Raw genomic sequence first — 20868 nt, forward strand, 5'->3', positions numbered from 1 at the left:
TCCAACACTTAAGGCATTTTTATGAAATTGATAAAAAATGAGGCCTTTTTATAGTTGCTTTAGAATTAAACCCTACTAAAAATGATTTTTAAGAATAGCTATCTAGTTGTTTTTAAGATTTTTACAATAGAATCGATTTCATTTTCGGTATTGTAAAAATGGAAACTTAAACGTACACCTTGCCCTCTTTGCGCACAATAGACATCATTAGCCAATAAATGTTGAAAGATTGAATCATCCGCTCTAATATTAAAGATTGTGCTATGGGATTTTCTTTCTTTAAATTTCTCATCTAAAAGTCCTAATGCCTGAAATTCACTTTTTGCGTTTTCTGATAATTTTCGGTTTTGGTCCGTTATTTTGTCCATCCCTATTTTTGTTAAATGTTCCAATGAAAATTTCAAACTTCCAAAGTTCAAGGAGGACAAATGACCTGGTTCAAATAATTTAGCAAACCGTATTGAATTCCTTTTATCTAAATCTCCATTTGCAGCATTAAAGCCAATATTTTTAATAGAAATCTCCTCTTTAACACGGTCAGAAAAAAGCATAAATCCGTTACCATAACCAGCTAACAACCATTTATACGCACTTGCTCCTAACACATCGATACCTGAGTTATCAAAATCAAATTGCATACTACCACAAAACTGAGTGCCATCTGCAATAATCAATATATTTGGAAACTTACTTTTTAATCGCTTTAAGAACTCTAATTCAATAGAAAAACCATCTAACCATTGCACTAGACTTAGAGCTAGTACATCTATATGTTCCTTCTCAATTGTTTCTTGAATGCGGTCTTCTAAATCAGAGACCATTTTAAGATAATGAATATCAAAACCACGGTTCTCAAAACCCCAATTAAGAGAAGGGTAATCATTTTCAATAAGAAGTATTTTTTTCTTCGGATGTAAACCTTCTAACAAGACATTTAGCCCCGTAGAAAAATTATTGACCAATGCTACATTCTCACGTTTGCAGTGAAAAAACGCACCTATAACTGTTCTTGTATCAGACAACAATTTTAATGTTTTATCTCGCATATCGCTACCGTGAATCAGAAAGTCAAGATCGTGTTCTTGTCTCCAATCTAATAACGATTCATACAACAAACCGTAAACTGCTGTATTTGCATAAATACCTTTTCTTAAAACGGGAAATTCCTTTCTAAATTTTTCCATAGTTTATTGAGTAAAACACATTTCCTGTATCTTTGAATCAAAGATAGGAAGAGCGATGTTTTCCAAAAATAAAAATACCCCCAAATTAGATTTAGAGCAACATGAACTTTTAGAGAATGCTCAAAAAAGGATTCGGCAAAAAAAACGACTTTATACACATTTTGTGGTTTTTTTAGTCGGTAGTGTTTTTTTGGTGCTTATTAATAAAATTTTAAAATACGGTCAGGAATATAATTGGTTCATTTGGGCTATTACCTTCTGGGCTTTTCTTTTTGTTCTTCACATTTTTAATGTTTTCATTACCCATAAATTTATGGGTAAAGATTGGGAACGTTCTGAGCGTGAAAAATTAGTGCAAAAGCAAAAGCAACGAATAAATGAAATGAAGAAAGAAATCGAATTACCCACTATGATTGAATCGGAAACTAAAAAAAAACTGCTTTGAGGACGCTTATAATGATTGCCGCAGCGGCAGAAAATAATGCTCTTGGAAAAGACAATGAACTTCTATGGCACTTACCAGATGATTTTAAACGTTTTAAACAACTGACCACTGGCCATAAAATAATAATGGGAAGAAAAACCTATGAAAGTTTTCCAAAGCCCCTACCCAATAGAACCCATATAATAATAACCAGAGACAAGGATTACTTCGTAAGCTTTGAAGATGTTATTGTCGTTCATTCATTAGATGAAGCACTTGCTCTAGTGAAAAATGAAATTGCATTCATAATCGGTGGTGGGGAAATTTATAAACTAGCTGAAAAACAATCAGACAAAATAGAGCTTACACGAGTACACGCAAACTTTAATGATGCGGACACTTTCTTTCCTGAAATTGATGAAGATTGCTGGATGATGACGAAACAAGAATTCCACCCAACAGATGAGCGGCACAAATTTTCATTCACCTATATCACTTACGAAAGAAAAAACAATTCCCTTAAAAATCTTTAAAAGAAACGGTTAAGTTTAATTTACTGGAAGGCAATATATTAGATAATATTTTTTCGTTTTTATTAGTGAAAAATTGATGAGTTCCCCATACAGAAGAATTAGATAACAAATCTAATTTCTCTAAAACCGATTTAGTTTGTCGAGCAACCGCTTGGCCAGAATCAATGATTGTGACATTTTCTGGGAGTATTTTTTTTAATATCGGAATTAAATAAGGGTAATGTGTGCAACCCAATACCAAATAATCCATCCCCTTTTCAAGCATAGGTGAGATATAGCTTTCTAAAAGCGCATACAATTCATCACTTTGCAAATGTCCTTGTTCAATCAATTCAACCAAACCAGTACCGCGTTGTTCTAATACGGTAATACCCGCTGCATGATTTTTTGTGGTACTGTGAAACAAACTACTTGACAAGGTTCCTTTTGTAGCAAGTACTCCTACTATTTTTGACTTTGAGTTTATTGCAGCAGGTTTTAGTGCTGGTTCAATACCTATAAAAGGTACTTTATAATTCTCACGTAGATAATCGATGGCATTAGTTGTTGCCGTATTACAGGCAACTACAATGAGTTTACACTTAAGACCCAATAAAAATTCTGTATTCTTAATACTGAGCTCTAAAATTCGTTCTTCAGATTTCTCACCATATGGAGCATTCCTGCTATCGGCCAAATAAATAAAATCTTCATTGGGTAAAAGTTCTTGAAGTTCACCCCAAATGGATGTGCCTCCAATACCGGAATCAAAAATACCTATTGGCCTACTATCCATATTACTCTAATACAGCTGTTATAGGTTTACCATTTGTACCACTTGGAAAAGAAATTCCTAAAAGAGCTGATATGGTTGGAGCAATATCTGGTATTTCGGTTCGGTTAACGGTTGACCCAGGCTTTATGCCCTTTCCATAAAATAATAATGGGGCATGAGTGTCATAAATTTGTGGTGAACCATGTGTTGAACCTGTAGTACCGTATGAAATAAATCCTGGTTTTAAAACTACTAAAACATCGCCTGATCTTTTCTGATTGTACCCATTCTGTAAAATGTAAGGGATACCTGTGGTGTATTCATTGTTCCACATTTGATTTGCTGTATACACCCTATCTATACTATCATACCCTAAAAATTCTTGAGCGATTTCAACTTCAACATCGGTTAAATTAAGATCTAGATTCTTTACTATTTTATGGTCTAAAAATATTTGATTGTTAGAATAGTTTTTTACAATATCCTCTGTACCATAAGTGTATTTCAAAAATTCTGCAAGCCTTTTTTTATTAGATGCATTATCGATATAACCGGCAGGTATTTTTTGATCTTTTAAATAAGTAGGAACTTCAATCGCTGCGTGATCTGCCGTCAAGAACAATGTGTATTCACCTTCACCGACATTCTTGTCCAGTGCTTTAAATAATCTTGCTAAATCTTCATCCAATCTCAAATAGGTATCCTGAATTTCTTTAGAGTTAACCCCATACATGTGACCTACATAATCGGTACTGGAAAAACTTACCGCTAGGAAATCGGTTATTTCATCCTCACCCAAGCCTTCTTGTTTCAGGGCCTCTATTGCAAAATCAGCTGTAAGGGAATTTCCGAAAGGCGTTCCTTTTATAATATCAAAATCTTGAGTTTTATTTAAAAGTGCGGTTGTACTATGTGGAAAAGTAGGGGATGTTTCTCCCTCAAACAAGCCTTCATATGCGTTATCATCTGTTCCACTCTCCTTGTATTCCTTAATATCTTTTAGTGTATTCCATGCTTTTTTATAAGATTGGGCCTTACCTGACGAATTAAAATCCATCACCCATTTTGGAAGTTGTTCCATGTAATAAGAACTAGTAATCCATTTACCCTCATTTGCTCCGTGAAACCAATACGCAGCATTGGCGGTATGCCCACCAGGCAAAACAGCACCTCTATCTTTCAAAGCTATGGCTATTGTTTTACCTCGCATTTGATTATTTAACCTTAATTCATCTGTGATTGTGGTAACCGTCATTCTATGAGGAGACATTTGGCCGGCATTAGAAGTTGTACCTACAGATGTATATGAATCATCAGACGCGCAATACACATCAGCATCCAATTCTTTATCATACCAATTATTTCCTATAATCCCATGCACAGAAGGGGTTGATCCCGTATAAACAGATGTATGGCCAGGACCAGTGCTTGTAGGCGCATAATTGAAATGATTGTTCTTACAGTTAAATCCATGCTCGACCAATCTTTTAAAACCATCTTCACCAAAATGGTCATAAAAACGTGTTAAATAATCGTAACGCATTTGATCCACCACAATACCTACAACTAATTTCGGCTTAAACTTTAACAGCTCATCACTATTATTGTCTTTTCCCCTATTTTGAGCCGATAAATCTGCAGCAAATAGAAGTGTTCCAAAAAACAATGTAATAATAAAATAAAATCTCATTTTCATACTTATCCATTTGAAGTGTAAAAGTAAATAATTTACACCTTTAAAGATTAAACCGAGGTTAAATCAAGTCCTTTATTGTTATTTTTACGGTAAGAATTCTATTTTTAATCAATGAACTATTTAGCATCTGTAGGAAGCTATGCAATTATGATCCGTGAGGTTTTTAAAAAACCAACCAAATGGAGAATAATGAAATCCCTTATTTATAAAGAAATAGACGAATTGATTTTCAGCTCTCTGGGTATTATTATTTTCATTTCTTTCTTTATTGGTGCCGTTGTTGCTATACAAACTGCACTTAACTTAACGAACCCTTTAATTCCGCGTAATCTTATTGGTTTTGCCACTAGGCAATCTGTTATACTAGAGTTTGCACCTACCTTCGTATCTATTATTATGGCAGGTAAAGTAGGTTCTTATATAACGTCGAGTATTGGCACAATGCGGGTAACCGAGCAAATAGATGCGTTGGAGGTAATGGGGGTCAATTCATTAAATTATTTAGTATTCCCTAAGATAATCGCCATGCTTTTTTATCCCTTTGCTATAGCAATTTCTATGTATGTTGGAATTTTTGGTGGATGGATGGCCGGTGTATTCGGTGGATTCTTGACGAGTACCGATTTTATTACCGGACTACAAACAGATTTTGTACCTTTTCATATCGCATATGCTTTTGTAAAGACATTAATATTTGCTTTTGTTATTGCAACGATACCTTCTTTTCATGGATTTTACATGAAGGGTGGGGCCTTAGAAGTTGGCAAGGCCAGTACAACGTCGTTCGTTTGGACTAGTGTTGTAATCATCATATTGAATTATATTTTAACCCAACTTTTATTAGGATAATGATAGACGTTCAAGACATACACAAATCATTTGGTGACGCTCATATCCTTAAAGGCATATCAACCACCTTTGAAAAAGGAAAAACCAATTTAATCATTGGTCAAAGTGGCTCGGGTAAAACCGTATTTCTTAAATGCTTATTAGGTTTGTTTGTACCTGAACAAGGCAACATCGTTTACGATGGAAAAAAATATGCTGAACTTTCTGATGATGAAAAAAGAGATTTGAGGCAAGAAATGGGGATGGTTTTCCAAGGCAGTGCCTTGTTTGATAGTATGACTGTAGAGGGCAATGTAATGTTTCCATTAGAAATGTTTACCAAGCAATCTAAATCAGAAATGAAAGATCGCGTCGATGCGGTGCTTAAAAGAGTAAACCTTATTGATGCACATCACAAATTTCCTTCTGAAATTTCCGGCGGTATGCAGAAAAGAGTTGCTATTGCCCGTGCCATAGTAATGAATCCTAAATATCTGTTTTGCGATGAACCAAATTCTGGTCTTGACCCAAAAACTGCAATTTTAATAGATGACCTCATCAAAGAAATTACCGAAGAATATAACATTACAACGGTCATCAATACTCATGATATGAACTCTGTAATGCAAATTGGAGAAAAAATTATTTTCCTAAAAGATGGACTCCTAGAATGGGAAGGAACAAAAAATGAAATTTTTAAAACCGATAATGAAGCAGTGACCAATTTCGTATACTCATCTGACCTATTTAAGAAAGTACGCCAGATGTATATACAAGAACAAAATTAATCTTTGGGCATTTCCTTTATTTGAATACTTTTATTATTCAGCCTCAATCGCAACCAGTCCTGTAGTTTATTCATATCTTTTACAGTCTGAGCTCTATTAGCATCCTTTTTCCAGGTCACTTCAAATAATGGAATACTATCAGTTTTAGTAAAATCGGTAGATATTAAATATGCATATCCTAGTCGTTCTAAATTTTCGTAATTCGTTTTAGCTTCAAGGCTAATTTCCTTAAATGGAATTTGATTTGAAGAAATCTGATTTAACCGAGTTAGTTCACTCTCTAAAAGTTGAATCTTTTCATCCTTACTCGTTAAAATAGTTTTTTGTGATTCATAAAGTTCATTCACATACTTTAACTCATTCGCCTCATCGCTTCTTGAACCCTGAACAATACTTAATTCGCAATTTTTCAACTGCTTATAATCTAACATTTGATTTCTCCATGTCGCAATAACATTATCGGGTATCGCCTCATTACCCATAAAAAATAATTCAACTTTTGGATTTTGCCCATCATTAAACTCAATATCACTAAAATCTTTTAAAAATTTACCTTCACCCGAAAATTGGTAAGGTGCTATTTTTTCAACTATAAAATTATTTGCGTCTCTAGTAAATAGTGATTTTTGAAATACGTTATAGAAAGTAAATCCCGCAGGTATCATAACTAAAATAGCAAGTAAAGAAGCTAACCTACCAATTAATCTTCTTCTTTGAGAATTGACGTAACGCACCATTGGAAAACGCAACAACTTAATAACAAGAAATGTTGCTAATGCAATAAATATTGTATTAATCGTAAAAAGATATAACGCACCGGTAGCATATGACCAATTTCCTATTGCCAAACCAAAACCTACAGTACACAATGGTGGCATTAAAGCAGTAGCAATCGCAACACCAAAAATAACACTTGCGATAGTCCCTTTTTTAGCGCGAGCAATAACCAATGCCAATCCACCAAAAAATGCAATTAATACATCCCTAATATCTGGCTCAGTTCTGGCCAAAAGCTCAGAAGATTCATCACGTAAAGGGAAAAAATTAAAAAATAGATAGGCCGTAATTACACTAAGAATTACCATGACCGTAAAATTCTTCAAAGACCTTTTTAAGGTATCTATGTCATTAATTGCCACAGACATACCTATACCTAAAATAGGACCCATTAAAGGGGAAATTAACATCGCACCTATTACTACCGCAGTTGAATTCGCATTCAAACCGATAGAGGCAATAAAAATAGAACAAATTAAAATCCAAGATGTATGTCCCTTAAACGGTATATCGGCTATAATCGCTTCTTTTGTTGCCTGTTGATCTGTATTCGTACGAATATCCAACAACTCAGAAAGAAACTTTTTCACGCTACCTAAAAGGCCTTGAAAGTCTTTTTTTACTTCCTCACTACCATTCCCCTCATTATTAGTTGGGGTGATATTATCTTGATTCAAATTATTCTCCATACTTATTTATGCAAATTCATCACCAAAGGTATCTTTCACCTTATTAAGAACTTGTTTAATATCTTGTTCTTTTGCTTTAGGATAAATTAATAGCACCTCATCTTTATCTACTATAATATAGTCATTTAAACCATCTACTACAACTACTTTACCCGCCTTTGATCTAATCATATTACCACTTGCATCTTGAGTTAATACTCTAGCATTTACTATGGCATTATTATTTTCTTCTTTGTCAAGCTTGTCATACAAAGAGCCCCAGGTACCCAAATCGTTCCAATCAAAACTAGCTTCTAACACGAAGATTGAGCTTGAATTTTCTAAAATAGCATAATCAATAGAAATATTTTCAGCTTTAGGATAGTTCTCTGAAATAAATTTTCTTTCGTCTTCAGTATTGAAGCAAACTAGTCCATCTCTAAATAATTTGTACTGCTTTGGCTGATATTCCTGAAAAGCATTTACAATTGTTTTTGCACTCCACATAAAAATACCTGCATTCCATAGAAAATTACCTTGTGCAAGAAAATCCTTTGCAGTTTCATAATCAGGCTTTTCTCTAAACTGATTTACTTTTTTAATTTGTGCAGTATCTGCTTTATTATATTCTATGTACCCAAAACCTGTATTTGGAAAAGAAGGCTTAATGCCTAAGGTGCATAATACATCTTCAGTTTCACATTTTTTAAAACAAGCAATAACATCTTTGGCGAAAGCTTCTTCATCTTCGATCCAGTGATCACTAGGCGCTACTATCATAACTGCATCTTCATTCATTTTCTGAATTTTCATTGCAGCATATAATATACAAGGTGCCGTGTTTCTCATTGCAGGCTCAAGAACTACTTGCTCTTGTTTTACCATAGGCAATTGCTCTAAGACCAAATCATTATAGCGTTCATTTGTAAGAATTAAAATATTCTCGGCAGGTACAAACTTGTTCAATCTTTGAAATGTTTTCTGTATGAGTGTGCTACCCGTACCCAACATATCATGAAACTGCTTTGGATTTTCACTTGTACTTATTGGCCAAAATCTGGATCCTACTCCACCAGCCATTAAAACGGCATAATAATTTTTATTCATGTCAGCTTTTTATTAATTCTACTTCGGCGTTTGGTTGAAACAAAAACATCTTGCCAGTTGATATTTCTGCACACTCATAGCGCTTCGTTCGCTTGTTACCTTTTTTAAAAAGTTTACCATTATAAATACGAAAAACACTACCTATCGGTAATTCGTAAACGTAAGATTTTTCTGATTGTTGTTCGTCGTATTGTTTTAAAGCAATAGATAAGTGCGCATCGGTACTGCTACTTGCCTTTGGATTTTTGAAATGTCTTGCCAATAATGGAAGTAGTTGAGAAGGAAAAACCTCTGGCCGAATAAAAGGTAGCATTAAATATTGGAATGTTCTTTTCCACTCTAATCCGTGTGGTTTAATATTCCGCCCATACTTTTCAAATGCTACTAAATGTGCAATTTCATGAATTAGGGTAATTAAAAATCTATATTTATTGAGTGATGCGTTTACCGTAATTTGATGATTGCCATCTTGTCTTCTTCTATAATCTCCATGCCGTGTTACTCGTTCATTAACGATTTTCAAATGAACATGACTACTTCTAATAAGTTCAAAACAAGGCATGACTGCGGTTTCAGGAAGATATTTCGCTAAAGTTTGTTGCATTCTAAGGAGTACTACTACTGACTTGTAAAATTTTACCGTTATATAATTTTTGACCGTTCAAGGCGAAATCCATAATGTATTCAGCCATTTCGGTTGCTGATACTGGTGCTTTATACCCTGGAAATGCTTCTTCAAGCATTTCAGTCTGTACAGCTCCCAATGCCAAGGCATTAAAAGATGGTCCGGTCTCTTTAAATTCTTCCGCTAGCAATTCGGTTAATGTAAGCACCGCTCCTTTACTTGAGCTATATGCCGATAAACCAGGAAACTTGGCACTACCTTGAATACCACCCATAGAACTGATCGTTAATACGTGTCCCCTATTTGACATAAATGGAATAACTAATTTGGTTATGGCAACAACACCAAAAACATTGACCTCATATACCGATTTGAACTCTTCTTCAGTAGTTTCTAAAAATGGCTTGTTCAATAATCTTCCTGCATTGTTTATTAATGCCCTTACTTTTCCGTTATCTTTTAAATAGTTTGCCAATTTTTCACGGTCAGGAACTGAAGATACATCGAAGGAAAATGTTTGAATATTCTTGTGTTTAAGGTCTTTAATCGGTTTGTCATTTCTAGATAATGCCAAAACCTTATAGCCTGCGTCTGCCAACAATCTGCTTAATTCAAAGCCAATTCCTCTACTGGTGCCTGTAACAATAATGTATTCCATTAATTATACTTTACTTCTTTAATAGATGAATTTATAATACCTGTAAGCATTGGTATAGTTTCATTAATAATTGTTGCCATAAATATATAGTCCATTAATGAAGCTTCATCTCCCACTTTATGGTATTCTCCAAAATTAGTAAAATCAAAAGAGCTATAGGTTTGTGATGGAACATTAAATGCATCGTGAAAAGGAGCATTATCTGATCGTCTAAATAGATTAAATTCCTTTGCCTTGGGAAGAAAGCCCACTAGATTCTTTTTAGCGTATTTATTACTCACCTCTGCCAAATTAGACAATTCATAACCGGTTAAGTAAAGACTATGATTCTTATCGACCATTGGCACGCCAATCATTTCGAAATTCAACATTGTATACAAATCTATATTCTTATCTTTTAATTTATCGGCCAAATGCTTAGACCCCATCAATCCTTTTTCCTCAGCAGTGAACAATGCAAAAATGATTGTTCGCTTATTACCTTTTAGATTACCGAAATACTTGGCAAACTCCAAAACGGTGGTCGTACCAGATGCATTATCATTTGCCCCGTTGGCTATATTGTCGTCCACATTCCCACCTAATAAGCCTATATGGTCATAATGCGCACCAATTATTACAACCTCATTTTTAAGTAAAGGATCTTTTCCAGGCAAATAACCTACTACATTATATGCAACACCTTCACTATAATTATCTAGGGTATCTCTATATGACTCGAAATATGGTTTAATGTTGTTTTCTTCAAAGATATTCTGTATAAAATCGGCTGCCTTCGCTATCCCTTCACTACCGGTATCCCTTCCCTGTAATTCATCTGATGTTAAAAATGTCATCATAGATTCAATATCCTCTGGAGCACTGAATCCCTTAATTTTTGATTTTAAACCTGCTAGCTCACCAATATTCTCTTTTTCGCTTGTATTTATTAATGCTTCTCTCTTACCTCCTATCGGATTGGTAGGATTCAATACTGTTGATTGGTCAATATTGGCCCCTCCACAACTTAAAACCAAAAAGCAGAGCGTAATCATAATTACATATTTCATAGTAGTATCAAATTTAAAATCTAAAGATAAAAAAAGCATCCCGTTGAAAGGATGCTTTAGTAATTCTATTTATACAATCGGATTTCTATGCTAACATAGTAACCGGGTTTTCTACAAAATAACGTAATGTCTGAAGGAATTGGGCTCCTACAGCACCATCGACCGTTCTATGGTCACAGGCCAAGGTTAATTTCATGGTACTACCAACTACGATTTCACCATTCTTAACAACAGGTTTTTCTACTATTGCACCTACCGAAAGTATAGCCGAATTTGGCTGATTTATTATACTTGTAAATTCAAGTATACCGAACATACCTAAATTTGATACGGTAAAGGTACTACCTTCCATTTCTGAAGGTGATATTTTCTTGTTCCGAGCTTTTCCTGCTAAATCTTTTACTGCACTTCCAATTTGCATTAATCCCAACAAATCTGCATGTTTCACCACTGGCACTACTAAGCCTTCATCTACAGCTACTGCTACACCCATATGAATATGTTGATGATACTTAGTCGTATCGCCATTCCATGATGTATTTACTTGCGGATGCTTTCTAAGCGCCATTGCGCATGCTTTTAACACCATATCATTAAAGGACACTTTTGTATCAGGCAAACTATTTATTTGAGCACGAGATTCTTTCGCATTATCCATATCTACCTCAATGGTAAGATAAAAATGTGGTGCATTAAATTTAGAATTTCCAAGCGCTTTTGCTATTGCCTTACGCATGTTAGAATTCTTAACTTCTTCAGTACCTTCTTCACCCGAAGGTAAAACCATAGATACTGGTTGTGAAGCTACGCCACTCTCAGCCTTAACTACAGTACTTACAGCCGGTGCCGCAGTTGCGCTAGGTGTATAATTTTCAATATCCTTTTTCGTAATTCTACCATTATCTCCAGAACCGGAAACTTTTGCTAAATCGATACCCTTATCTTCTGCTATTTTTTTAGCTAAAGGAGATGCAAATATTCTTTCTCCATCAGATACTGATTTAGAAACCTCTTTCTTCTCAGTTGAACTTTCAGATTTCTTTTCAGCGTCTTTAGGCGTAGTAGTTGATTTCTTTTTACCGCCTCCCGTTACGCTACTTAAAACAGCATTTACATCTGTACCTTCTGGACCAATAATTGCCAAAACTTGATCTACAGGAGAAGATTCACCTTCTTGAAGACCAACATACAACAACTTACCAGAATAAAATGACTCAAATTCCATAGTAGCCTTATCTGTCTCAATCTCAGCTAAAATTTCACCTTCTTCAACATCATCACCGACCTTCTTTAACCAACTTGCCACAGTACCTTCTTCCATGGTATCACTTAATCGTGGCATTTTAATAACCTCTACTCCTTCAGGAATTTCAGCACCACCTTCAGAGTCGTCAGATGTTACTTCTATCGCATCCTCGCTTTCTGATGATTTAACTTCTGAAGCCACTGCATTACCTCCACTAATTAAACTGGAAATATCTTCACCTTCTTCACCAATAATAGCCAATAAGGTATCAACAGGAGCTGCCTCACCTTCTTCAATACCTATATATAATAAAGTACCTTCATTGAATGATTCGAATTCCATCGTCGCTTTGTCTGTTTCGATTTCAGCTAATATATCACCTTCTTCAACTTTATCGCCAACGCTTTTTAACCATTTAGCTACCGTACCTTCTTCCATGGTATCGCTTAAACGGGGCATATTTACTACTATAGCCATCTACTTAAAATTTATGTTGAACAAATGGAAAATCCTCTTGTTCGTAAACCATATCATACAATTGGTTCACTGGTGGATAATCTGATTCTTCTGCAAACTTCTCACACTCTTTAACCATTTCTTTGACATTTTTGTCAATTTCCTTGATTTCGGCATCAGTTGCGTATTTATTTTCTTTTATAACATCCAACACCTGAGTTATTGGATCTATTTTTTTATATTCTTCAACTTCATCCTTTGTTCTATAATGTTGTGCATCAGACATAGAATGACCTCTGTATCTATACGTCTTCATTTCTAGAAAAGTTGGTCCGCCTCCACTTCTAGCCCTATCAATTGCCTTGCTCATTTCTTGCGCAACAGTAACAGGATTCATACCATCAACTGGTCCACATGGCATTTCATAACCTAAGCCAAGTTTCCAAATTTCAGTTGAAAAAGAAGTTCTTGCTACAGAAGTTCCCATTGCATAACCATTATTCTCGCAAATGAATACAACAGGTAGTTGCCATAACATGGCTAAATTAAATGTTTCATGCAAAGAACCTTGTCTAACGGCACCATCACCCATATAACATAAAGTAACAGCTTCTCTACCATGGTACTTATCACCAAATGCCATACCTGCACCTAATGGTATCTGACCACCTACAATACCGTGGCCACCATGAAAGCGATGCTCTTTAGAAAAAATATGCATTGACCCTCCCATTCCTTTGGAAGTACCTGTTACCTTACCATAAAGCTCAGCCATTACTCTTTTAGGGTCTACACCCATTCCTATTGGCTGAACGTGATTTCTATAAGCCGTTATCATACGATCTTTAGTAAGATCCATTGCATGTAGAGCTCCGGCAAGAACTGCTTCTTGACCATTATACAAATGAAGAAATCCTCTTACCTTTTGCTGAATATAAACAGCGGCCAATTTGTCCTCAAATTTTCTCCAAAACAGCATGTCGGCATACCATTTTAAATACGTTTCCTTGGTGATTTTTTTCATCAATTTTAACTAAAGGTTTTAATTCTTTATAGATCCCAAAGGTTTGATTCACCTAGGTATCGCAGAAGAACAAAAATACACATATAAATGAATCGATAAAAATAATAGAAGCAAATCAATCAAGAAATTATATGCTTAACAAATAAACCCCATAACGTGTTTATTCCCAACCTTTCATTTCATAAAAATCAATTTAAATAACTACTATTAAAACCCAACGGAAGCAAATCTGCCAAAGAATCACATTCTATAACACTACCTGTCTCACCCATTAACAGTATCTTTATGGAATCTTTTTGCCTAAATTCATATTCTGAAATCGATTGTCTACAATTACCGCAGGGAGCAGCTGGCTCACTAACTTCGTGATTTAAAGATGCTGCAGAAATTGCAATCGCCTTTATTTTCATTCCCGGATATTTCGAGCCGGCATAAAAAACAGCAACCCTTTCAGCACAGAGTCCAGATGGATATGATGCATTTTCCTGATTATTACCCTCAACTATCTCACCATTATCCAACAATACAGAAGCACCTACATAAAATTCGGAATATGGGGCATAAGCCCTTTTTCGTGCACTCACTGCCGCATTCATTAATGCTCTATCTTCTTTCGGTAATTCTTCAAGGTTATTATGTATAGAAATATCAAAGCTTATACTCTTTTTAATAGCCATATGCATCATTTAAATGTTAATCTACAAATTTATCTTTGAGTTGAATTAAAAAAAATATGCCTGCTACATTAAGGCACAAAAAAACCTGCGATGATGCAGGTTTTTTTAAATAAAAATATTTTTTAACCCTTTAATCATTGTAAAACTCTTCTCCTAAATTAAAGGTTAGAGAAAACCGTAACGTATTCTCTAATGGATTTCTAACTTGAGAGGTTGAAAATAAGTAAGATAAATCTATTTGAGCTGCCTTAAATTTAAAACCAGCACCCAGGGTAAAGAATTTTCTAGAACCTTTATCCTCGCTTTCATTAAAATAACCAGTTCTAAGCATGAACGCATCTTGATAAGTATACTCTGCGCCTAATGCCCATGTAAATTCTTTTAACTCTTCGCTGAAACCATCTGGTGCATCAGTAAAAGAATTGAATATACCACTGAAACCACTTTCATTTTGATAAATATCATTATCCGCAGAATCAACATCACCATCATTATCAAAATCTTGTGGAGTAGGAACAAGGAGCTTATTGAATTCTGTTGTTAAACCTATAACATTATCCTGGTCTAAAATAAAATCGAAGCCACCTCCAAAACTAAGTTTACTAGGTAAGAAATTTTCTTGCCCACCAGCATCATATTGAATTTTACCGCCAATATTTGAAAGATTAAAACCTGCTCTCCATCGACCATCAAAATTATTGTAGGCTATCTCATCAGACCTATAATACCCTGCAACATCAACTGCGAAAGAACCTGCAGCTTGTGAATCTTCAGATCCATTTTGAGGTAATTTTAAATTTGACCTTATATATCTACCACCTACTGCCATTGAAAAAGTAGGGCTTAATTTAAGTGAATAAGAACCATCTAATGCCAATTCATTAGGCTTAGCTATGGTTCCTGGGTCGTTTGCAAATTGTCTTAATTCAATTTCACCTAAAGTAAAATACCTTAGACTCAATGCAAATGCACTCTGATCGTCTAGTTTATTATAGAAACTGGCATTTAACAATGATATATCTGTTATTATACTTTCTAAATAAGGAGTATAACTTATACCTATACCCATTTTACGTTCTGCAAAAGCAAATTTAGCAGGGTTCCATTGTTGAGAAAAAGCATCTGTTGATGTTGCAACACCCATATCACCCATACCAGCAGACCTTGCATCGGCAGCAATCGTTAAAAACGGCACAGCCGTTGTAATTACACGTTGATTATCTTGAGCGACAACCTTACCAATTACAAGTACAAAGAAAATTATTGAAATTTTTCTCATTATAGAATAGTTCTTTAAATTTTAAAAGGTGAAATATAGCGTTTACCTTATATCATCTTTAATATTTTACATGTAAACGTCCTTTTTCCCGTTATCTTGCATTAATAATAGGTTTTTTTATAAAAAATATTAGCTTAACCATAAGCCATTACCTTCCCATACATTTATTCGAATGAATGCCGAAGTTAAAATTTTCAACTTAAAAGAAATCTTCAAAACCATACTATTTAATTGTTTTAACCGTTAACCTATTTAAGTGGACCTAAATTTATTGCTGGTTCGATTAGAGATGATTAAAATTATTTTGAATTGTAAAATAATCTCGCAAAAACACCGTTCTAATGAGCGAAAGTGACAAACAAATTAAAAGAAAACATAGTATCATATTATTATAGCGACCAAACAACTATAGTATATGAAAATTGAACTCAAGTCCTAATTATGAAAAAACATTTAATAAAAGTTGTACTCTCATGCACTGTTATAGTAGGAGGTTTCACAGTCAATAGCTGTTCTAAATCTTCATCTTCAAAAAACACGTCTAGAGCTACAGGTTGGAAAATAAATGCCAAGGAAGGTGGTTTTCAATACAATACTGACTTTAAAGAGCAAGAGACTGCTCCAGGATTGGTGTTTGTTGAAGGCGGTACGTTTACCAAAGGTAAGGTACAAGATGATGTTATGCATGATTGGAACAACACACCTACCTCTCAACATGTTCAATCTTTTTACATGGACGAGACTGAGGTTACCAACGTAATGTACTTAGAATACTTAGATTATCTTAAGAGTGTTTATCCTCCAGAAAATCCAAAGTATACGAATATTTATGTAGGTGCATTACCTGACACTTTAGTATGGAGAAATAGGTTGGGCTTCAATGAAACCATGACAAATAACTATTTAAGACACCCAGCATATGCAGAATATCCTGTAGTTGGTGTAAATTGGATCCAAGCTAATCAATTTGCCAAATGGAGAACCGACCGTGTAAATGAAGTGATGTTAGAAAGAGAAGGTTATTTATCTGAAGACGCAAAATACCAAGCGGCAACCGGAGAAGTACAAGGAACTTTTAGCACTGAAGCATACTTAAACAGACCAGAATCGGTTTATAACGGACAAATTGATTCTCTTCAAGGGAAAATGAAGAAAGATAGCACTTCTGCTTTCGCAAAAAGAAGTAGTGGTATTATTATGCCAGAATACAGACTTCCTACCGAAACAGAATGGGAGTATGCTGCTCAGGCCCAAGTAGGCCAAAGAGAGTACAATAACTACCGCGGTAGAAAAAAATATCCATGGGAAGGTGATTACACCAGAAACGGACAACGTGTAGGTAGAGGTGATCAATTAGCAAACTTTAAACAAGCCAAAGGTGATTACGGTGGAATTGCAGGTTGGTCTGATGATGGTGCTGATATAACGGCTGAAGTTATGTCATATAAGCCAAATGATTTAGGTCTTTATGATATGGCTGGTAACGTTGCTGAATGGACGGCTGATGTTTACAGACCAATAGTTGATGACGAAATAAGTGATTTCAATTATTACAGAGGTAACATTTACATGAAAAGTGCCATTGGTGACGATGGAAAAGTTAAAATTCTTAGAGATTCTATAGTTTTTGACACCCTACCAAATGGAAAAGTTGTTGCCGTAAACTTACCAGGGGAAATTAAAATGGTTCCTGTAGATGAAGAAGAGACTTATTTAAGGACAAATTTCTCATCTAGCGATAATAGAGGCTATAGAGATGGTGATGCAGGTTCTTCTAGATTCTATGACAGATTCAGTGATGATGAAGAAGAAGATTCAAGTAAAAAGATGTACAATTCCCCTAAGCATTCAGTTGAACGGGATTCTTTAGGAACCCTTATTAAAGGATACGATATTTCAAACAACAGAACAACACTTATTAATGACGAAGTAAGAGTTTACAAAGGCGGTTCTTGGAGAGATAGAGCTTACTGGTTAGATCCAGCGCAAAGAAGATACCTACCACAGTACATGGCTACAGACTATATAGGCTTTAGATGTGCAATGTCTAGAGTTGGCTCAAAATCTAAAACTAAAAATAAAACGGTTAGAGGAAAAAAAGCTAAATAATTTTTCTACATACGAATTTAAAAAAGCCCTTTTCTTAAAGGGCTTTTTTTTATCTTCGATTTCATGAACGTTCAAGACTTACATTCAATTTTTTTAGAATTTCCATCTGTTAATATAGACACTAGAAAAATTAAGAAAAACGATATTTTCTTCGCATTAAAAGGTGATAATTTTAATGGAAATACTTACACGCAGCAAGCTCTTGATAATGGCGCTAGCTATGTTATTATCGACCAGGAAGAATACTACGTTAACGACAAAACTATTCTTGTCGAAGACACTTTGGTCATGCTACAAAAACTAGCAAATTACCATCGAAATTTCTGCAGTGCAAAAGTGATAAGCCTAACCGGAAGCAATGGCAAGACCACTACAAAAGAATTAATACATGCAGTACTCTCTAGAAAATATAAAACAATTGCCACTGTTGGCAATCTAAACAACCACATTGGAGTTCCTTTAACCCTTTTGTCCATTCTACCCAACACCGAAATTGCCATCGTTGAAATGGGTGCAAATCATCAAAAAGAAATACAGTTTTTATGCGAAATTGCAGAGCCCGACTTTGGTTATATAACCAACTTTGGAAAAGCACATTTAGAGGGTTTTGGAGGCGTTGATGGGGTTATAAAAGGCAAGAGCGAATTATATGAATATCTCATAAAAAACAAAAAGTCGATTTTTTTAAATGCAGATGATTCAATTCAATTAGACAAACTGAAAACCTATACCAAAAAATATGGTTTTAGCTCTGTCAACCCAAAGTATTATAAAATTGAGCTTGAAGAGGCTCAACCCTTTGTCATCATTAAAGTTGAAGATTCCATCATAAAATCTAATCTCATTGGTGCGTATAATTTTCATAATTGCTGCGCAGCAATTATGATAGGGAAATATTTCAACGTCGAATTACCAGAAATTAAAATGGCACTGGAAAAGTATACTCCCGAAAATAATAGATCACAGATTATTCAAAAAAATGATCATTATATTATTTTAGACGCATACAATGCCAACCCATCAAGCATGAAAGTAGCTTTAGAAAATTTCAATTCACTAGAAAAAACTAATAAAGTTTTAATTTTAGGGGATATGTTCGAATTGGGCAATTCAGCCGAAGAAGAGCATCAAGCCATTACAGATTTGACGGAAACACTACAGTTTAAAAATGTTCTGTTCATAGGTGAAAACTTTTACCGCACACAAACCAGCTCTATTAAGTTGAAAAACTTTGAAGAATTAAAAGCTTATTTATCGCAAAATAATTTACAAGCCAATTCAACTATACTTATAAAAGGCTCAAGAGGCATGGCTCTTGAAAGAGTTTTGGATTACCTATAAGCCCACTAAAACCTTTCATTTGTGGGATATACTGGATTCGAACCGGTGACCTCTGCCCTGTCAAGGCAGCGCTCTAAACCAACTGAGCTAATATCCCAATAAAACTAAGATAAGATAAAAGATGCTTTTTATCTATAACCAAAACATCTAAAAATTAAAAAAAGGCTCCCATTTACATGGAAGCCTTTTTACCTGTGGGCCCTACTGGATTCGAACCAGTGACCCCCTGCTTGTAAGCGCGAATATTTGTCTTTTCATTTATTTTCATTTTTCTTCAATCTCTGGAAACCCTTGTATTTATTGGGTTTTTATTTTTACTTGCTTTCATGCGTTTTCAAAAAAGGTGAGATTTGTTTCACCTATGTTTCACCCCTTAAGAAAAAAGCATGGTAAGTATTAAACTAAAACTTAAAACAAAAGTAAATTCTGAAGGTGAACATTCCATTGTTTTACAAGTACTGAAAGATAGGCAGAAAAAAATTATCGCTACTGGACTTTTGGTCAAAAAAATATTTTGGGATGAAAAAGAACACTGTTTCAAAACAAGACATCCGAATGCGATGCAGAACAATCGTTTGTTGGACACCATTAAAATAAAGGCGCGGAATATTATTTCAGAATTTGAAATCGATGATATCGATTTTACCCTTAACGAATTTGAAAACCGTTTTCGATTTGGTTCAAAAAGAAGTAGAATCGATTTGTTTGAATTTTGGAATTCCGTGGTCAGAGATTTAGAATTATCTGGAAGAATGGGTTATGCCCGTACAAATAGAGATACTATAAACTCTTTAAAAATCTTTCACAAAAGACCCACATTACATATGCGCGAAGTTAATGTGACATTCTTGGACAAGTATGAAGTCTTCCTAAGAAGCAGAGGTGGTTCAAACGGAGGTATCTCTGTACGCATGAGAAGCCTTCGTACGATTTTCAACTTGGCGATTCGTAGAGATTTAATTAAGCAAAACCTATACCCTTTCCATAAATATAAAATATCTAAACTCAAAGGTAAACGAATCAAGCATGCCCTTACAATGGCAGAAATTGAAACATTCAAGACTTTGGATTGTGGAGAGGATACTCAACTAATAAATGCCAAGAACTATTTTTTATTCAGCTTTTATACCAGAGGTATGAACTTTGCAGACATGATGCGACTAAAATGGTCTGATATTAACAAGAAACGAATCACCTACGCTAGGGCTAAAACACAAGGCAACTTTTCTATAAAGATTATGCCTCCTGTCAAGGAGATTTTGGATTATTACAATCAGAACAGGACAGATACAAACTACGTCTTCCCTATTTTGTTATATGATTATATGACACCTACGCAAATTGAGAATCGCAAACACAAAACACTTGGGCTTTACAATAAAAGCTTAAAAATACTGGCAGAGCAAGGAGGTATAACAAAAAATGTCACTAGCTATGTTGCAAGACATAGTTTTGCCATGTGCTTGCGCGAGAAAGGGGTTAGCATTGATATAATTGGAGAGACCCTTGGTCACCAAAGTGTATTAACTACTAAGGCGTATGTCCGTGAATTTGGTGTAGATGTTTTGGATGAGGCTGTAGAGGTTCTACTATGGTGATGGATGGAGTAAAATAATATTTCACTTTTTAAAGTGAAGGTTAAGTT

19 protein-coding genes and 1 tRNA gene are annotated in these 20868 nt (G+C 34.8%); 7 read left to right on the plus strand and 13 right to left on the minus strand.

Annotated elements, in window-relative coordinates:
* Positions 1-98: 98 nt before the first annotated feature.
* Positions 99-1184 (minus strand): aminotransferase class V-fold PLP-dependent enzyme, encoded by a 1086-nt coding sequence (locus BMY56_RS16485; protein WP_091626785.1) that lies wholly within the window; start codon positions 1182-1184, stop codon positions 99-101.
* Positions 1185-1239: 55 nt separating this feature from the next.
* Here BMY56_RS16485 and BMY56_RS16490 point away from each other — a divergent pair, with 55 nt between their 5' ends.
* Both BMY56_RS16490 and BMY56_RS16495 read left to right on the plus strand, forming a co-directional pair.
* Positions 1240-1629: a 2TM domain-containing protein gene (locus BMY56_RS16490; protein ID WP_091626787.1), complete on the plus strand. Its 390-nt coding sequence runs from the start codon at positions 1240-1242 to the stop codon at positions 1627-1629.
* A complete protein-coding gene (locus BMY56_RS16495) occupies positions 1626-2141 on the plus strand; it encodes a dihydrofolate reductase (protein ID WP_245737265.1) in 516 nt (171 codons plus the stop codon). Before BMY56_RS16490 ends, BMY56_RS16495 begins: the two co-directional genes overlap by 4 nt.
* Here the strand turns inward: BMY56_RS16495 and murI are convergent.
* Complete coding sequence (murI, locus tag BMY56_RS16500; protein WP_091626792.1) at positions 2128-2916, minus strand: glutamate racemase; 789 nt, start codon at positions 2914-2916, stop codon at positions 2128-2130. The genes BMY56_RS16495 and murI overlap by 14 nt on opposite strands.
* A gap of 1 nt (position 2917) precedes the next feature.
* On the minus strand, positions 2918-4591 hold the full coding sequence (gene pafA, locus BMY56_RS16505) for an alkaline phosphatase PafA (protein ID WP_245737267.1): 1674 nt from the start codon (positions 4589-4591) through the stop codon (positions 2918-2920).
* Positions 4592-4702: 111 nt separating this feature from the next.
* Between pafA and BMY56_RS16510 the strand changes: the two genes are divergently transcribed.
* On the plus strand, positions 4703-5440 hold the full coding sequence (locus BMY56_RS16510) for an MlaE family ABC transporter permease (protein WP_091626794.1): 738 nt from the start codon (positions 4703-4705) through the stop codon (positions 5438-5440).
* A complete protein-coding gene (locus tag BMY56_RS16515) occupies positions 5440-6207 on the plus strand; it encodes an ABC transporter ATP-binding protein (RefSeq protein ID WP_091626796.1) in 768 nt (255 codons plus the stop codon). Before BMY56_RS16510 ends, BMY56_RS16515 begins: the two co-directional genes overlap by 1 nt.
* Here BMY56_RS16515 and BMY56_RS16520 read toward each other — a convergent pair.
* From BMY56_RS16520 to porV, 9 genes are all read right to left on the minus strand, one after another.
* The gene (locus BMY56_RS16520; protein ID WP_091626800.1) at positions 6204-7673 is read right to left on the minus strand and encodes a DUF389 domain-containing protein; all 1470 of its coding nucleotides are present in this window, start codon (positions 7671-7673) and stop codon (positions 6204-6206) included. The two genes, BMY56_RS16515 and BMY56_RS16520, sit on opposite strands and share 4 nt — an antisense overlap.
* 6 nt (positions 7674-7679) lie before the next feature.
* On the minus strand, positions 7680-8759 hold the full coding sequence (locus BMY56_RS16525; RefSeq protein WP_091626803.1) for a mannose-1-phosphate guanylyltransferase: 1080 nt from the start codon (positions 8757-8759) through the stop codon (positions 7680-7682).
* 1 nt (position 8760) lies between these two features.
* Positions 8761-9363 (minus strand): SprT-like domain-containing protein, encoded by a 603-nt coding sequence (locus BMY56_RS16530; RefSeq protein WP_091626806.1) that lies wholly within the window; start codon positions 9361-9363, stop codon positions 8761-8763.
* A 1-nt stretch (position 9364) separates the two neighbouring features.
* On the minus strand, positions 9365-10042 hold the full coding sequence (locus BMY56_RS16535) for an SDR family NAD(P)-dependent oxidoreductase (protein ID WP_091626808.1): 678 nt from the start codon (positions 10040-10042) through the stop codon (positions 9365-9367).
* The gene (locus tag BMY56_RS16540) at positions 10042-11091 is read right to left on the minus strand and encodes a M28 family metallopeptidase (RefSeq protein WP_091626895.1); all 1050 of its coding nucleotides are present in this window, start codon (positions 11089-11091) and stop codon (positions 10042-10044) included. Before BMY56_RS16540 ends, BMY56_RS16535 begins: the two co-directional genes overlap by 1 nt.
* Positions 11092-11176: 85 nt before the next feature.
* Positions 11177-12814, minus strand: a complete 1638-nt coding sequence (locus tag BMY56_RS16545; protein WP_091626811.1) for a pyruvate dehydrogenase complex dihydrolipoamide acetyltransferase — start codon at positions 12812-12814, stop codon at positions 11177-11179.
* A 4-nt stretch (positions 12815-12818) separates the two neighbouring features.
* The gene (pdhA, locus tag BMY56_RS16550; protein WP_091626814.1) at positions 12819-13817 is read right to left on the minus strand and encodes a pyruvate dehydrogenase (acetyl-transferring) E1 component subunit alpha; all 999 of its coding nucleotides are present in this window, start codon (positions 13815-13817) and stop codon (positions 12819-12821) included.
* Positions 13818-14005: 188 nt separating this feature from the next.
* Positions 14006-14494 carry a cytidine deaminase gene (gene cdd / locus BMY56_RS16555; protein ID WP_317040638.1) on the minus strand — a complete coding sequence of 163 codons (489 nt, stop codon included), beginning with the start codon at positions 14492-14494 and terminating at the stop codon, positions 14006-14008.
* Positions 14495-14624: 130 nt separating this feature from the next.
* Positions 14625-15773, minus strand: coding sequence for a type IX secretion system outer membrane channel protein PorV (gene porV, locus BMY56_RS16560; RefSeq protein WP_091626819.1), 1149 nt, complete (start codon positions 15771-15773; stop codon positions 14625-14627).
* Positions 15774-16214: 441 nt separating this feature from the next.
* Here porV and gldJ point away from each other — a divergent pair, with 441 nt between their 5' ends.
* Positions 16215-17882 (plus strand): gliding motility lipoprotein GldJ, encoded by a 1668-nt coding sequence (gene gldJ, locus BMY56_RS16565; RefSeq protein WP_091626822.1) that lies wholly within the window; start codon positions 16215-16217, stop codon positions 17880-17882.
* Positions 17883-17945: 63 nt separating this feature from the next.
* Positions 17946-19223, plus strand: coding sequence for a UDP-N-acetylmuramoyl-tripeptide--D-alanyl-D-alanine ligase (locus BMY56_RS16570; RefSeq protein ID WP_091626824.1), 1278 nt, complete (start codon positions 17946-17948; stop codon positions 19221-19223).
* Positions 19224-19245: 22 nt separating this feature from the next.
* On the opposite strand, the gene BMY56_RS16575 is transcribed toward BMY56_RS16570, so the two are convergent.
* Positions 19246-19320, minus strand: a tRNA-Val gene (locus BMY56_RS16575).
* Positions 19321-19609: 289 nt separating this feature from the next.
* Here BMY56_RS16575 and BMY56_RS16580 point away from each other — a divergent pair.
* On the plus strand, positions 19610-20821 hold the full coding sequence (locus BMY56_RS16580) for a site-specific integrase (protein ID WP_091626827.1): 1212 nt from the start codon (positions 19610-19612) through the stop codon (positions 20819-20821).
* Positions 20822-20868: the final 47 nt, after the last annotated feature.

Source organism: Maribacter orientalis (genome assembly GCF_900109345.1).
Lineage (GTDB): Bacteria > Bacteroidota > Bacteroidia > Flavobacteriales > Flavobacteriaceae > Maribacter > Maribacter orientalis.